The sequence below is a fragment of the Pseudorhodoplanes sp. genome (genome assembly GCF_035565795.1).
Lineage (GTDB): Bacteria > Pseudomonadota > Alphaproteobacteria > Rhizobiales > Xanthobacteraceae > Pseudorhodoplanes.
Map to the genome: position 1 here is coordinate 14,337 of NZ_DATMRV010000003.1, position 13,242 is coordinate 27,578.

At 63.0% G+C, this 13,242-nt stretch carries 14 protein-coding genes; 7 read left to right on the forward strand and 7 right to left on the reverse strand.

The features are described from left to right. Positions 1 to 87: 87 nt before the first annotated feature. Positions 88 to 2,298, forward strand: a complete 2,211-nt coding sequence (locus VNZ93_RS00220; RefSeq protein ID WP_325698355.1) for a TonB-dependent receptor — start codon at positions 88 to 90, stop codon at positions 2,296 to 2,298. A 36-nt stretch (positions 2,299 to 2,334) separates the two neighbouring features. Here VNZ93_RS00220 and VNZ93_RS00225 read toward each other — a convergent pair whose 3' ends face one another. The 3 genes from VNZ93_RS00225 to VNZ93_RS00235 are packed head-to-tail and all read right to left on the reverse strand — an operon-like array spanning position 2,335 to position 5,444. Further along, positions 2,335 to 2,910 (reverse strand): Smr/MutS family protein, encoded by a 576-nt coding sequence (locus VNZ93_RS00225; RefSeq protein WP_325698358.1) that lies wholly within the window; start codon positions 2,908 to 2,910, stop codon positions 2,335 to 2,337. Beyond that, positions 2,907 to 4,694, reverse strand: coding sequence for an MltA domain-containing protein (locus tag VNZ93_RS00230; RefSeq protein WP_325698361.1), 1,788 nt, complete (start codon positions 4,692 to 4,694; stop codon positions 2,907 to 2,909). The genes VNZ93_RS00225 and VNZ93_RS00230 overlap by 4 nt, the downstream gene beginning before the upstream one ends. Before the next feature lie 54 nt (positions 4,695 to 4,748). Further along, on the reverse strand, positions 4,749 to 5,444 hold the full coding sequence (locus tag VNZ93_RS00235) for a Tim44/TimA family putative adaptor protein (protein WP_325698364.1): 696 nt from the start codon (positions 5,442 to 5,444) through the stop codon (positions 4,749 to 4,751). A 202-nt stretch (positions 5,445 to 5,646) separates the two neighbouring features. On the opposite strand from VNZ93_RS00235, the gene VNZ93_RS00240 reads away from it, so the two are divergent. Together VNZ93_RS00240 and secB are read left to right on the forward strand one after the other, a co-directional pair. Beyond that, positions 5,647 to 6,129: an FxsA family protein gene (locus VNZ93_RS00240; protein WP_325698366.1), complete on the forward strand. Its 483-nt coding sequence runs from the start codon at positions 5,647 to 5,649 to the stop codon at positions 6,127 to 6,129. A gap of 84 nt (positions 6,130 to 6,213) precedes the next feature. After that, positions 6,214 to 6,693, forward strand: a complete 480-nt coding sequence (gene secB, locus VNZ93_RS00245; protein WP_325698369.1) for a protein-export chaperone SecB — start codon at positions 6,214 to 6,216, stop codon at positions 6,691 to 6,693. A 64-nt stretch (positions 6,694 to 6,757) separates the two neighbouring features. Here the strand turns inward: secB and dnaQ are convergent, their stop codons facing one another. From dnaQ to VNZ93_RS00265, 4 genes are read right to left on the reverse strand one after another with little or no spacing between them, the layout of a single operon-like run. After that, on the reverse strand, positions 6,758 to 7,468 hold the full coding sequence (dnaQ, locus tag VNZ93_RS00250; protein WP_325698398.1) for a DNA polymerase III subunit epsilon: 711 nt from the start codon (positions 7,466 to 7,468) through the stop codon (positions 6,758 to 6,760). Between the two features lie 29 nt (positions 7,469 to 7,497). Beyond that, positions 7,498 to 8,094, reverse strand: coding sequence for a dephospho-CoA kinase (gene coaE, locus VNZ93_RS00255; protein ID WP_325698371.1), 597 nt, complete (start codon positions 8,092 to 8,094; stop codon positions 7,498 to 7,500). A gap of 17 nt (positions 8,095 to 8,111) precedes the next feature. Continuing rightward, complete coding sequence (locus VNZ93_RS00260; RefSeq protein ID WP_325698374.1) at positions 8,112 to 8,723, reverse strand: Maf family protein; 612 nt, start codon at positions 8,721 to 8,723, stop codon at positions 8,112 to 8,114. Then, the gene (locus VNZ93_RS00265; protein WP_325698377.1) at positions 8,724 to 9,563 is read right to left on the reverse strand and encodes a pyruvate, water dikinase regulatory protein; all 840 of its coding nucleotides are present in this window, start codon (positions 9,561 to 9,563) and stop codon (positions 8,724 to 8,726) included. Between the two features lie 382 nt (positions 9,564 to 9,945). Here VNZ93_RS00265 and hemE point away from each other — a divergent pair, with 382 nt between their 5' ends. The 4 genes from hemE to rho all read left to right on the forward strand — a co-directional run. Beyond that, the gene (gene hemE, locus VNZ93_RS00270; protein ID WP_414709935.1) at positions 9,946 to 10,980 is read left to right on the forward strand and encodes a uroporphyrinogen decarboxylase; all 1,035 of its coding nucleotides are present in this window, start codon (positions 9,946 to 9,948) and stop codon (positions 10,978 to 10,980) included. 71 nt (positions 10,981 to 11,051) lie between these two features. Next, complete coding sequence (locus VNZ93_RS00275) at positions 11,052 to 11,435, forward strand: endonuclease domain-containing protein (RefSeq protein WP_325698382.1); 384 nt, start codon at positions 11,052 to 11,054, stop codon at positions 11,433 to 11,435. An 8-nt stretch (positions 11,436 to 11,443) separates the two neighbouring features. Continuing rightward, a complete protein-coding gene (gene hemJ, locus VNZ93_RS00280) occupies positions 11,444 to 11,869 on the forward strand; it encodes a protoporphyrinogen oxidase HemJ (RefSeq protein ID WP_325698385.1) in 426 nt (141 codons plus the stop codon). Between the two features lie 276 nt (positions 11,870 to 12,145). Next, positions 12,146 to 13,242 (forward strand): transcription termination factor Rho (rho, locus tag VNZ93_RS00285; RefSeq protein WP_325698388.1); only part of this gene is annotated, 1,097 nt, incomplete at its 3' end.

Here is a 13,242-nt window from a genome sequence, read left to right on the forward strand (position 1 = left end):
ATATCCGGGGTGCCACACCCGGCCCCTCATTGACAGCGGCCGGCCTCAGATTGTTATGTTATAACATAACGTACTTGGGGAACCTCGATGGCCGTCCGACTTGCCGCCGCTATCACACCGATTTCGTTACTCCTTCCGGACGTGCCCGCCCATAGTCAGGCCGTCGAGCTGCCCTCGATTACCGTCACGGCGAGCCCCATCGTCCGACGCGCCGTGCGCCCTGCCCGGACTCCGGGCCCGCGCGACACAGCTCCCGAAACGTCATTCGACGCCCCAGCGCCGGCCCCGAGCCCGGAGCTTTACCTGGGCACTCTCCGGGTTGTGGTCGACCAGTTCGCGACCGTCACCGTCATGCCGCGCGGCGAGATCGATCGCGCAACCGGCCAGACGCTCGGTGAAATCCTGCAGGATAAGCCCGGCATCGCGTCGTCCGGTTTTGCGCCGGGGGCAGCCTCGCGGCCGATCATCCGCGGTCTCGATAATTACCGCGTGCGCATCCAGGAGAACGGCATCGGCGCGAGCGGCGTCTCCGAGCTCGGCGAGGATCACGCGGTGCCGCTCGACCCGCTTGCCGCGCAATCGGTCGAGGTCATCCGCGGCCCGGCCACCTTGCGCTTCGGTTCGCAGGCGATCGGCGGTGTGGTCAATGCGGAGAACAACCGCATTCCGACCGCGATTCCGCAGCGAGGACTCGCATTCGAAGGGCGCGGAGCGGTGACCAGTGTCGACCGCGGCCGCGAGGGCGCGATGCTGCTCGATACCGGCGCCGGCAACTTTGCGATCCACGCGGACATATGGGGCCGCAATTCCGGCGACTACAAGATTCCGTCCTATCCGTATCTGTTTCCCGAAGAGCCTGCGCCGCTCGTCAATCGATGGCAGCCGAATTCCGCGCACCGTTCAAACGGCAATTCCATCGGCGGCTCGTACGTGTTCGACCGCGGCTATTTCGGCTTCGCCTACGCGACCATGGACAGCAAGTATCAGGTGCCCGGCCAGGAAGCGACGGAAACCCGAACCAGCATCGACATGAAGCAGACGAAGCTCACCAGCAAGGGCGAGTTTCGGCCGGACAGCCTCGCGGTGGAAACCATCCGCTACTGGCTCGGCTCGACCGATTACCGGCACGCCGAAATTGCCGATGAAGGCGGCTTCTATGGCGAGCAGCAATATTTCCTGAGCAATCAGAGGGAAGGCCGTATCGAAGTCCAGCTGCAGCCCTTCGATCTGCGTTTCGCTGCACTCACGACAGCGATCGGCCTTCAGGCCGGCCGCGAGACACTCAATGCTCCCGGCGTCGAAGGCGGATTGTTCGATCCGAACACCACGCGCAGCGTCGCGGGCTACATGTTCAACGAGCTGCGCTTCAACACGACGCAGCGCCTTCAGCTCGCGGGCCGCATCGAAAGTAATGTCGTGAAGGGCGCAGTGCCGGACCTGTTCGTCGATCCCGACCTCAATATCCGGCGCGACCGCTCATTCATGCCGATCAACGGGGCGATCGGCTTTCTTCAGGATCTGCCGGGCGAGCTCGTTGCCAGCATCACCGCCCAGCACGTCGAACGCGCCCCCCGCGCGCCGGAACTTCTGTCGCGCGGCGTGCATGAAGCAACCGGCACATTCGACATCGGCAACCCGGATCTGCGAACGGAAGTCACCCACTCGGTCGAGGTCGGATTGCGCCGCGCCAAGGGTCCGCTGCGCTTCGAGGCGAGTGCGTTCTATACGCGCTTCGACGGCTTTATCTTTCGCAACCTTACGGGTCAGCGTTGCGGCGAGGACTTCGCAAGTTGCGCCCACGATCCCACGCTCGCGCTCGCGCTCGCGCAGGCGGTCTACGACCAGCGCGACGCAACATTCCGCGGCGCGGAGGTGCAGGCGCAGTATGACGTCGCTCCACTCGCGCGCGGCGTCTGGGGTATCGACGGTCGCTACGACATTGTGCGCGCGACCTTCACCGACGGCAGCAATGTGCCCCGCATCCCGCCGCAGCGGCTTGGCGGCGGCGTCTATTATCGCGACGGACAATGGTTCGCGCGCGTCGGGCTGCTGCATGCCTTCCCGCAGAACGACATCGCCGACTACGAGACGCAGACCGGCGGCTACGATCTCCTGAAGGCCGAGATCAGCTATACGTCGAAGCTGCGCGGCGATCCGGCCGGCCTGTCCGAATTCAAGCTCGGAATCGTCGGCGACAATCTTCTGAACGACGACGTGCGGTTCGCGCAATCGTTCAAGAAGAATGAGGTGCTTCAGCCAGGCCGCACGGTGAAGCTGTTCGCGACCGTGAGGTTTTGACGACGGCATCCCGCCCCTGTCAGGGGAAGGATAGGGTCAAGGTCGCTCGCGCGTCTTTCTCAGCCGCACGTACAACGCGCCCTCGCCGCCGTGCGTGATTGCGGCGGAATCGAAGCCAATTACGAGCTGACGGAATTCCGGAAGCGCGAGCCACATCGGCACCGCGCGCCTCAATATGCCGCGATCGTGTTCGCCGCGAACGCCCTTGCCGGTGATCACGAGGACCACGCGCCCGCCGCGCGCCTGCGTCCGTCGCAGAAAGCGGAGCAAGGCATCATGCGCTTCGGCTTGCGTGTGACCATGTAGATCGAGCCGCGCATCGATGGCATCGTGCCCGCGCGCGATCTTCTGCTTCGCCTTGCGATCGAGCGATGCAAGTGGCGGCGGCTTTTTCGGTGCGGGCGCGGGAGCGGGGGCAGGTGGCACCGTCGCTGTCGCGACATGCTTGGGCGCCTTCGCCATTTTCGGCGGATGAGTTTGCACCGCGCCTGCGGATGGCTCCGCGATGCGCACGCGTTTGCGCAGCGGACGTACGGATTTGGTGACACCTTCCCAGAGCGCGATGTCGTCCGATGAAAGCCGCCGGCCCCTGCGGCTTCCGCCCGCGGTCATGATGCCGGCTTATCCGATGGCTTGGGTTTGCTCTTCGGAGCCGGCTTCGCTGCGGGCGGCGAGGAGATCGGCTTCGGGAATGGATTGCCGCCGCCGGTTGCGGCGGGCTTCTTGGCCGGTGCAGCCTCCGGCTTGGCCTGGGCGGTCGCCGCCGCCGGTTTTGCGGCCGGGGCCGTTGCTGCAGGCCTGGCCGGTGTGGCCGGCGCCGGATTCGCCCCGGGCGCTGCAGGTTTCGTAGCAGGAGCCGACGAGAGTTTGGGCGCTGGCGTTTGCTTTGGCTTCGGCTCTGGCGCGGCCTGCGGCTTCGCTGCCGCGGAGGTTTCGCCACGCGCCACGCTTTGCGGCTTGTCGCGCGGATCGGGTTTTGGCGTCGGGGCAAAGGAAACGGGTGTCGCTGCGGCCGGCACCGCAGACGTTTGATCTCCGGGGCGCGGATGCGAAGGCGTGACGCTTGCGACGAGGCTCGTATCCTTCGGCCGCGGCTGCGGCAGCGGCATGCCGAGCGCCTGATCGTCCGGATCGAGCTCGTTCGGGATCAGCATCACGAACTGGCCGTTATGCTTGAAGCGACCGGCTGCGCGCGCGGCCTCGTCGCCTGCTCCGAGATAGATATCCGCACGCGCCGGTCCGATGATCGCACCACCGGTATCCTGAGCGATCATCAAGCGCCGGAACCAGGTGTCCGGCTTCTCGCTGACGATCGGCAGCAGCGCATTGATGAAGACCGGCATGCCGTAAGTGTGGATCTTGCGATCGACCGCGATCGAGCGCGCAGCCGTCAGGGAGATGCCCTGCGCGCCGATCGCTTCGTCGTGCTCGCCGAGATCGGTTTCGCGGAAGAACACATAGGACTTGTTCATCCGCCGCAGCTCTTTGCCTTCCTCCGGGTTCTTCTCCATGAATTCCCGGATCTTCTGCATCGAAATGTCTTCGCGCGTCACGATGCCGCGTTGGATAAGCACCGAGCCGACCGCGAAATAGGGGTGTCCGTTCTTGTCGGCATAGTTCAGCCGGATCACCTTGCCGTCCTCAAGGCGCACGCGCACCGAGCCCTGGATCTCGGCGAAGAACGCATCGACAGGATCCTTCAGCCACACGATCTCGAGATCGCGGCCGGCGATCGCGCCCTCCTCGATCTGCGTGCGATCGTAATAGGGAGCGGTGCTGCGCTTCACGATGCGCTTGCCGGCCTTGCCCTTGCCGCCGGAGCGCCGCAGCCGCTGCGTCACGAGATCCGGCGGACGTGCGTATAGCGGCGTCGTGTAGACATCGCTCGGCCAGCGGGCGCCCTCGACCACCGGCTCGTAATAACCGGTGAAGAAGCCCTCGGTCGCACCCTCCGCGCTCAGTCTGACGGGGCGGAAATTCTGTTCGAAGAAATGACGCGCGCCGGTTTCGTCGAGCGGCACCGCGGCGACAGCGCGTCCGCAAACTTCAAACAGCGCGCGATAGGTCTCGCCGCGTTCGGCGCGCGCTTTCACCGAACTCCGCAGGATCGATCTGCAGCTCGCGAGAAAAGCCGAGAACGCTTCGCCATGGTCATCCTCGATCCAGCCAGGGATCTCGTGCCAAGCCAGTGGTTCGAAATTGCTGTTGGGAATCTTGAGCGGATGCGCCTTCGCAACGCGCTTCTTTCCGACTTTCGCGCGGGCGGATTTTTTCGAAGAGGCGGTCGCGCCAGCCTTTGTTTCGGCTTTTGACGCCGATGAAGACTGCAGCGCGAGGAGAGGAGCCGCGGCGATCGCAAGAGCCAGCCCGGCGCACCGAAGATGGCGCGCGTTCAAAGCCCCCAATGTCCGCCACGTCGCCCCAATCAAACCCTGGCCATCCCCATCAAGTCACTGTGCGGCTTCGGTCGCGACCAGCTTCCAGTTCGGATCGCGTGCCGTCACGTCTCGCGCAAAAGTCCAGACGTCGGTGACTTCGGTCACCTTGTCGGGGCTCCCGTCGATCACGTTGCCAGACTTGTCGCGCGTTGCCGAGATCAGCTGCGAGACAAAGCGCACCGTGACCTGCGCAGTATTGTTGCGCAATTCGGCCGCGATGATGTCCGCGGTGTCGAGCGACACAAATTTATTTTCGACCGTTTCGCCCTTGGCCTCGCGGTCGCGGATGGCGGCATCGAAGCCGTCATAGACTTCCCGCGACAGCAGCCCCTTCAGGCTCTTGCGGTCGCCGGCTGCAAATGCGCCGACGATCATCTCGTAGGCGGCGCGGGCGCCGGTCACGAAATGTTTGGCGTCGAAACTGCGGTCGGCGGCGGCGATGGCGTCCAGCCCGGAGGCGACGGCGCTTCCCTCGGCGGCGATCCCCTTCCAGCGATCGGGGGCCGGTTCCACCGGACGCGCCATCGTTTCGGCGTTCCGGGTGGGCAAGGTCACAACCTTGTCACTCGCGGGAGCCCGCGCGTCGCGGGCGGAATATGGGTCATACGGCGGACGCTCGCGTCCTGTGCGCTGACCCAGCACGCTGCGCAGGCGAATGAAAATGAAAATCGCCAGCGCCAGGAAGATGATGGTGTAGATATCGAACACGTCGCGAATGCCTTTGCAGCCCTGGGGACAGACGGGGCCGCCACGTCGGCCCGAAAGCGGTGCAGAGCCGCCCGGCGCTATAATCTAAGCACCCGGACGGTCTTGGCCATAGGTCGCTTCGAGCCAAAAACTGAGCTTCAAGCAGATTTTAGACGATCCCGGCCCCAAAGGCCAACACGAGACCGCGATTGGGAACGCGCCGATGCCGATCGGAAAGCTGATCCTGTTCGGACTTTTAGGCCTCGTTATGGCCGAAGCCGCGGTTTTCCTCATGGTGGCATGGACTTTCGGGTCATTCATCGCCGTGGTGGCGCTGATGGCGACGTCGGTGCTGGGCTTTGGCGTGCTGGCGCGGATGGGCCGGCGTCTTGCGGGCCGCGTCGCAGACATTTTGTCTCAGCGCGATTTCGGCGCACCCGCTGCGCGGTCCAGTGGGGTCCTGACCACGCTTGGCGGCCTTCTGCTGGTTCTGCCCGGCTTCATCACCGACTGTATCGGATTGCTGCTGCTGTTTCCGGCGATCCAGCAACGCCTTATCAACCATGTTCCCATTGGACGTGCCCGGCCGGCCGGCCGCGTCCTCGAACTGGACCGGAGCCAATGGCGCGACATGCCGGACCGGCACATCCGCGACAATCACGACGAACAGCCGAAGGTCCCTCCGAAGCGATCGCGGCGAACCTGATCCTCGAATCCTTGTTCCCCTCGAAAGCGTGTGTTAGCCACACCGCCGCTGGCGCCCGGTCGCGGCGCCCAACCAGGATTGACGATGGCGAACTCGACCAATGGCGGGCCGCAGGCCGCTACCGAAGCTGCACCGCAGCTCAACGTGCTGGCTCAGTATGTGAAGGATTTCTCGTTCGAGAATCCGAACGCTCCCCGTTCGCTGCAGCCCTCCAATCAGCAGCCGCAGATCAATATCCAGATTAACGTCAACGCGTCGCCCCTTCAGTCCGATTTCGAGATCGACCTGAAGATCGAGGGCAAGGCGGAAATCGGCAACTCGATCCTGTTCGCGTTCGATCTCGTGTATGGCGGCGTCTTCCGGATCCAGAATGTGCCGCAGGAAAGCATTCATCCGGTGCTGATGATTGAATGCCCGCGGCTGCTGTTCCCGTTCGCACGCGAGATCATCGCATCGGCCGTGCGCAATGGTGGCTTCCCGCCGCTCTATATCGATCCGGTCGATTTCGTCGGGCTGTATCGTCAGAAGCTGTCGGAGCAGACCGGACAGCAGCAGCCGAGCTGACCTGCTCACGCTGTCGTCCCGAGGCGCCGCGCAAGCGCGGCCCTCACGGGGCAAGCCGCATCAATCAGACGGCGTCTCTATATAGTTCCGTATAGCTCCGCCACACCGCAGCGTCACCGAGCGTTGCGACGAATGCCGCATGCGCGGCACGCTCCTCGTCGGTGACGCGTGGCGGAAGCGGCGCAGGTCGAGCGCGTACGACAGCGCCTTTACCTCCGGCAATCACCGTCCGCGAACTGGTCGCCACAAGACCGAGCGTTGTCTGCCGCGCGTCGGTCAGCTCGATATACACTTCGGCGAGCAGTTCGGCGTCGAGCAATGCGCCGTGCTTGGTGCGCTTCGAGTTGTCGATCTTGTAGCGCGCACACAGATCGTCGAGCTTGTTCGACTGACCCGGATGCTTGCGGCGCGCCAGCATCAGCGTGTCGATGATCCGGTCCCGCGCGAAGGTCGTACGCTTGGCGAGATCGAGTTCGGAATTGATAAAGGCGAGATCGAAATAGCCGTTATGCGCGACCAGCGGCGCATCGCCGATGAAATCCAGAAATTCGTCCGCGACGTCCCGAAACAGACCGTGCTGACTCAGGAACTCGATCGACAGCCCGTGCACGTTGAAGGCTTCGATCGGCATGTCGCGTTCGGGATTGAGATATTTGTGAAACGTGCGCCCGGTCGGAAACCGGTTCAGCAATTCGACACAGCCGATCTCGACCAGCCGGTGCCCCTGCACCGGGTCGAGTCCCGTGGTTTCAGTGTCGAAGACGATCTCGCGCAAAGCCTGCAAACCGAAAGAAACCGGCCGAATCAACGTTTCGGCGTCATTGTAGCAACCTTCTTCAGGATTTCGCGCACCTGGGCGCGGGCCGGTTCGACGCCTTGCCCGCTATCCACGATATAGTCGGCGCGGCTGCGCTTTTGCGCATCGGGTATCTGCTTGGCGAGCAATGCTTCGAATTTCTCGGCGGTCATTCCCGGCCGTTCCATCACACGCTCGCGCTGGATGTCGGGCGCAGCCGACACCACAACCACGGCATCGACGAGATTTTCGCCGCCGGTCTCGAAGAGCAACGGCACGTCGAGCACCGTCACTTTCGCCCCCATCGCTCGCGCATCGGCAAGAAATTTTTCGCGCGTCTTGGCAACCAGCGGATGCACGATGGCCTCGAGCCGCTTCATAGCGTCGGCATTGCCGACCACCGCTTTCGCAAGCAGCGCACGATCGACCTTGCCGTCCCGCGTCGTGCCGGGAAAAGCCTGTTCCACCAGCGGCACGGCTTCGCCCTCGTAAAGCGCGTGGACGGCGGCATCCGCGTCATGCACCGGCACACCCTCCTCCGCGAACAGACGCGCGGTGGTCGACTTGCCCATGCCGATGGAGCCGGTGAGGCCGAGAATGATCATGGCGAAGAATGCCGAAGCTATTCCTTCAGGAAGCCCTGCTGCCGCAGAAATGCGAGCAGCGGCAGAAGAGGCATGCCGAGAATTGTGAAGTAATCGCCTTCCACGCGCTCGAACAAATGCACGCCCAGCTTTTCGAGCTGATAGCCGCCGACGCTCTCTGTCACCGAGGGACCCGCGGCTTCCAGATATTCCTCGAGGAACCGGTCCGAAAATGGGCGCATGCGCAGCCGCGCGGTATCGACGATCTTGAACAGCACCGAGCCATCCTGCACCAGCGTCACCGCCGAATGCAGCGTGTGGCTGTTCCCGCGCAGGAGCTGCAATTGTTCGCGCGCCTCGTCACGATCCGCCGGCTTGTTGAAACGGACAGAACCCATCGCCAGCGTCTGGTCGGCGCCGACCACAATCCGCGACGGCATCTTGTGCGATACGGCGCTCGCCTTTTCCCAGGACAACAGCAGCGCCAGTTCGTCGGGATCGCGTTTGGCACCGAGCGTGCGTTCGATCGCGCGTTCGTCGATCTGCGCCTGCATGATTTCGATCGGAATGCCGGCCGCGCTCAGCATGGTGCGGCGGGCCAGACTTTTCGAGGCCAGGATCAGCGGAGCCGGAGCGGACCAGAACTGCATCTAGAGCGACGGCGCCCGGCGCCGCTCGGTGAGAAGCTGGAGCACGGCGGCCGCGGTCTCCTCGATCGAGCGACGCGACACGTCAATCAGCGGCCAATTGTGACGGGCGCAAAGCTTGCGGGAGAAGTTGATCTCCTCCGCCACCGCCTGCCGGTCGATATACGCCGCTTCGTTGTGGTGCGCTTTCAAACCAAGAAGCCTGTTCTGCCGGATCTGCACGATGCGTTCCGGGCTCGCGAATAACCCCACGACCAGCGGTTTCGTCAAGCGTTCCAGCTGCGGCGGCACCGGCACCCCCGGGACCAGCGGGTAATTGCCGGTCTTCACGCCGCGATTGGCCAGATAGATCGAGGTCGGCGTTTTCGACGTGCGCGAGACGCCGACCAGCACGACATCGGCCTGTTCGAGACCGTCCAGATGCTGGCCGTCGTCATGCAGCATGGTGTAGTTCAGCGCGTCGATGCGCTTGAAATACTCGGCATTCAGCGTGTGCTGGGCGCCGACGCGCGGCGTGGTCGTGGTGCCGAGATAGGACTGGAACACCCGCAGCACCGGCCCCAGGATCGATCGGCAGGGCAGGCTGAGTTCCTCGCACTTCTTCTCCAGCCGCCCGATCAATTCTTCGTCGAGCAGGGTGTAGAGCACGATCCCGGGGGCTTCCTCGATCTCGGTCAGCACCCGGTCGAGCTGCTTCTGGGTCCGGATCAGCGGATAAACATGCTCGATCGGCGAGATGTGCGCGTATTGGGCAGCCGCCGCGTGCGCCACCGTGGTCAGGGTTTCGCCCGTGGAGTCCGAGACCAGATGGAGATGGAAATAGCTCGGGTTTCGATGCGGCAAAGTGGTCGTCCAGCCCGGGAAATGCACAGAACAGATTGTGCGCTTCTGGGGAGAAGGCCACGCCGAAACGCAAAGCGCAAGGCGACCGGACGGCCGACCGGCCCAACGGTCCACATTGCTGCCCGGTTGGACAGAATCCGCCAAATTTCCGATGGTGTGTTGTGATCTGGACGACAGCTGCGTTTCCCGGGACGCGCGCCTATCAAGGCTTGAGATTCAAGGCCTTGGACCCTGTTGATGAATGTGAACAAGGCTGGCGGGGAACCGGGGATGTGTGAAGAACCGGTCCGGAAAACTGCACGAATGACTCGTGAGTCAAATCAACCGCGTAAAAGAAACTGAAGAGAAGATTCTAAGAGTCTTAAAGGGAAGGATGTCGGTGGTGAGCAGTGTTGTGAACAAACCCCTCCTCAATGTGCTAAACGGCCATCGCGAAAAGATCCCTCCGGTCTGGATGATGCGGCAGGCGGGCCGTTATCTTCCCGAGTATCGCGCAACGCGCGAGAAAGCCGGTTCGTTCCTCAACCTCTGTTTCAACCCACAACTCGCCGCCGAAGTGACGCTGCAACCGATCCGCAGGTTCAATTTCGACGGGGCGATCCTGTTCTCCGATATCTTAGTGATTCCTTACGCCCTCGGCCGGACGGTCGATTTTGTTGTGGGCGAAGGACCGAAACTCGAACCGATCACCGAGCCGCGGAGCATTCAGGAGATCCGCCGCGAGATCGATCACGGAAAGCTCGACCCGGTTTACGAGACAATCCGGCTGGTGAAGCCGCAGCTGCCCGAACATGTCACCTTTCTCGGCTTTTGCGGCGCGCCATGGACGGTCGCGACCTACATGATCGCCGGCCACGGCACGCCGGACCAGGCGCCGGCGCGGCTGTTCGCCTACAGGCATCCGGACGCTTTCGATCAGCTGATCGATATCCTGGTGAAGGCTTCCGCCGAATATCTGATCCGTCAGCTCAAGGCCGGCGTCGACGCGGTGCAGATCTTTGACACCTGGGCGGGCGTTCTGCCGCCTGAAGAATTCGCGCGCTGGTCGATCGCACCGACGCGGCGCATCGTGCTTGCGATCCGCGAGGCCATTCCGGACGCGAAGATCATCGGATTTCCGCGCGGCGCCGGCGCGTCGCTCGCGCACTATGCCAGCGAGGTGCCGGTCAATGCGGTCGGGCTCGACTGGATGATCGACAAGACATTCGCGCGCGATCGCGTGCAGAAGCTGAAGCCGGTGCAGGGCAATCTCGATCCGCTGGTGCTGATCGCCGGCGGCCGGGCACTCGATGAATCGGTCGATGCGGTGATGCGCGCATTCTCGGACGGGCCGTTCATCTTCAATCTCGGCCACGGCATCACGCCGGAAACACCGATCGCCAATGTCGAGCAGATGCTGCGGCGGGTGCGGGGGTAGCTCAGGAAGGTCGTTCCGAGGCGCTTATCCCTCCCCCTAGGGGGAGGGTGGTCGCCGAAGGCGACCGGGACATGGCGAACGAGATTGCCCGAGGTTTGCGCAAGACCATGACCCCGCAGGAAGTAAAGCTGTGGGTTCACCTGAGATCCTGGAGAAAGCGCGGATATCATTTTCGACGGCAAGCACCGCGCCATGGGTTTGTCGTCGACTTCGTATGTCTGCGGAAAAAGCTGATCGTCGAGGTTGATGGCGGACAGCACAGCTTCGATCTTCATCAGGTTCGCGATCGAATGCGTGATGCGAAGTTCAACGAAGATGGATTTCGCGTGCTTCGCTTTTGGAATAATGAGATTGATACAAATCTCGCAGGCGTTCTTGAAGCTATCGACGCTGCGTTGAAGATCCCCCACCCGGCCGGCTTTGCCGGCCACCCTCCCCCTGTGGGGGAGGGATAAGGCAGATCATGCTCTACCTCTCCCTCAAATCGCTGCACATCATCGCGGTCATCGCCTGGATGGCCGGGATGCTCTATCTGCCTCGTCTGTTCGTCTATCACTGCGAGGCGGAGCCAGGGTCGAAGCAGTCCGAGACCTTTAAGGTGATGGAGCGCCGGCTCCTCAAGGCCATCATCAATCCGGCGATGATCGCGACCTGGATTCTGGGCCTCTGGCTCGCCTGGGATGCCGGATTTTTCAAATCGGGCTGGCTCCACGCGAAGCTGGCGCTGGTCCTTGCGATGTCCGGAATTCATGGCTGGTTGGTCCGGCTGACCCGCGACTTCGCCAACGACCGCAATCGGCACAGCCAGAAATTCTATAGGTATCTCAATGAGGTACCGACGGTCCTCATGATCCTGATCGTGTTCGTGGTGGTGCTCAAGCCGTTCTGATGTCAACAGCCGCCGGCCGCTGTCACAGAACGGCCACTTGCGGAATCGTCAGCCTGTCCGTATCTTCCATACATCCCCCCGAACGCAGGCGGATGCCAAACAGCGCCAGCGGTGTATCCGTAAGGGCGCAAGCATCGGCCGGGGCGTTAAGGCCCGTCAGCCAAAACTTTCGGCAAGACCTTCCGGCAAGACCTGCGGACTCCTCCTCCTGAATCGCCGCCGCTGTTTCGATTTTTCGTCTGGCGCCGGTGATCCTCACGCCAAGGACTGCCCCCGATGCGGGAAGTAAAGCTTCAAGACCTCAAGACCAAAACCCCCGTTGAACTTCTCTCCTTTGCCGAAGAGCAGGAGATCGAGAACGCCAGCACGCTGCGCAAGCAGGAGCTGATGTTCGCGATTCTCAAGCAGCTCGCCGCCAAGGAGATCGACATCGTCGGCGAAGGCGTGGTCGAAGTTCTGTCCGACGGATTCGGATTTCTCCGCTCGCCCGAGGCGAATTACCTGCCCGGCCCGGACGACATCTACGTTTCGCCCTCGCAGATCCGCCGTTTCGGCCTGCGCACCGGCGATACCGTCGAAGGCCATATCCGCTCGCCCAAGGAAGGCGAACGCTATTTCGCGCTGCTCAAGGTCAACACGATCAATTTCGAAGACCCGGATAAGGCGCGCCACAAGATCAATTTCGACAACCTGACGCCGCTCTATCCGAACGAGCGGCTGAAGATGGAGCACGAGGATCCGACCAAGAAGGATCTGTCGGCCCGCGTCATCGACATCGTTGCGCCGATCGGCAAGGGCCAGCGCGCCCTCGTGGTCGCGCCGCCGCGCACCGGCAAGACCGTTCTGCTGCAGAACATCGCGCACTCGATCACGGCCAACCATCCGGAATGCTATCTGATCGTGCTTCTCATCGACGAGCGTCCGGAAGAAGTGACCGACATGCAGCGCTCGGTGAAGGGCGAGGTCGTGTCCTCGACCTTCGACGAGCCGGCCTCGCGTCACGTCCAGGTCGCGGAGATGGTGATCGAGAAGGCCAAGCGCCTGGTCGAACACGGCCGCGACGTGGTCATCCTGCTCGACTCGATCACCCGCCTCGGCCGCGCCTACAACACCGTCGTGCCGTCATCCGGCAAGGTGCTGACCGGCGGTGTCGATGCCAACGCCCTGCAGCGGCCGAAGCGCTTCTTCGGCGCCGCGCGTAACATCGAGGAAGGCGGCTCGCTGACCATCATCGCGACCGCGCTGATCGATACCGGCTCGCGCATGGACGAAGTGATCTTCGAAGAGTTCAAGGGCACCGGTAACTCCGAGCTCATCCTTGATCGCAAGGTCGCTGACAAGCGCACCTTCCCGGCGATGGACATCACGCGGTC

Excerpts from the sequence above, each read along its gene's own strand:
- VNZ93_RS00220 (WP_325698355.1), top strand. The coding sequence starts at position 88 with ATGGCCGTCCGACTTGCCGCCGCTATCACACCGATTTCGTTACTCCTT.
- VNZ93_RS00225 (WP_325698358.1), bottom strand. The coding sequence starts at position 2,910 with ATGACCGCGGGCGGAAGCCGCAGGGGCCGGCGGCTTTCATCGGACGAC.
- VNZ93_RS00240 (WP_325698366.1), top strand. The coding sequence starts at position 5,647 with ATGCCGATCGGAAAGCTGATCCTGTTCGGACTTTTAGGCCTCGTTATG.
- secB (WP_325698369.1), top strand. The coding sequence starts at position 6,214 with ATGGCGAACTCGACCAATGGCGGGCCGCAGGCCGCTACCGAAGCTGCA.
- coaE (WP_325698371.1), bottom strand. The coding sequence starts at position 8,094 with ATGATCATTCTCGGCCTCACCGGCTCCATCGGCATGGGCAAGTCGACC.
- VNZ93_RS00260 (WP_325698374.1), bottom strand. The coding sequence starts at position 8,723 with ATGCAGTTCTGGTCCGCTCCGGCTCCGCTGATCCTGGCCTCGAAAAGT.
- VNZ93_RS00275 (WP_325698382.1), top strand. The coding sequence starts at position 11,052 with ATGGCGAACGAGATTGCCCGAGGTTTGCGCAAGACCATGACCCCGCAG.
- hemJ (WP_325698385.1), top strand. The coding sequence starts at position 11,444 with ATGCTCTACCTCTCCCTCAAATCGCTGCACATCATCGCGGTCATCGCC.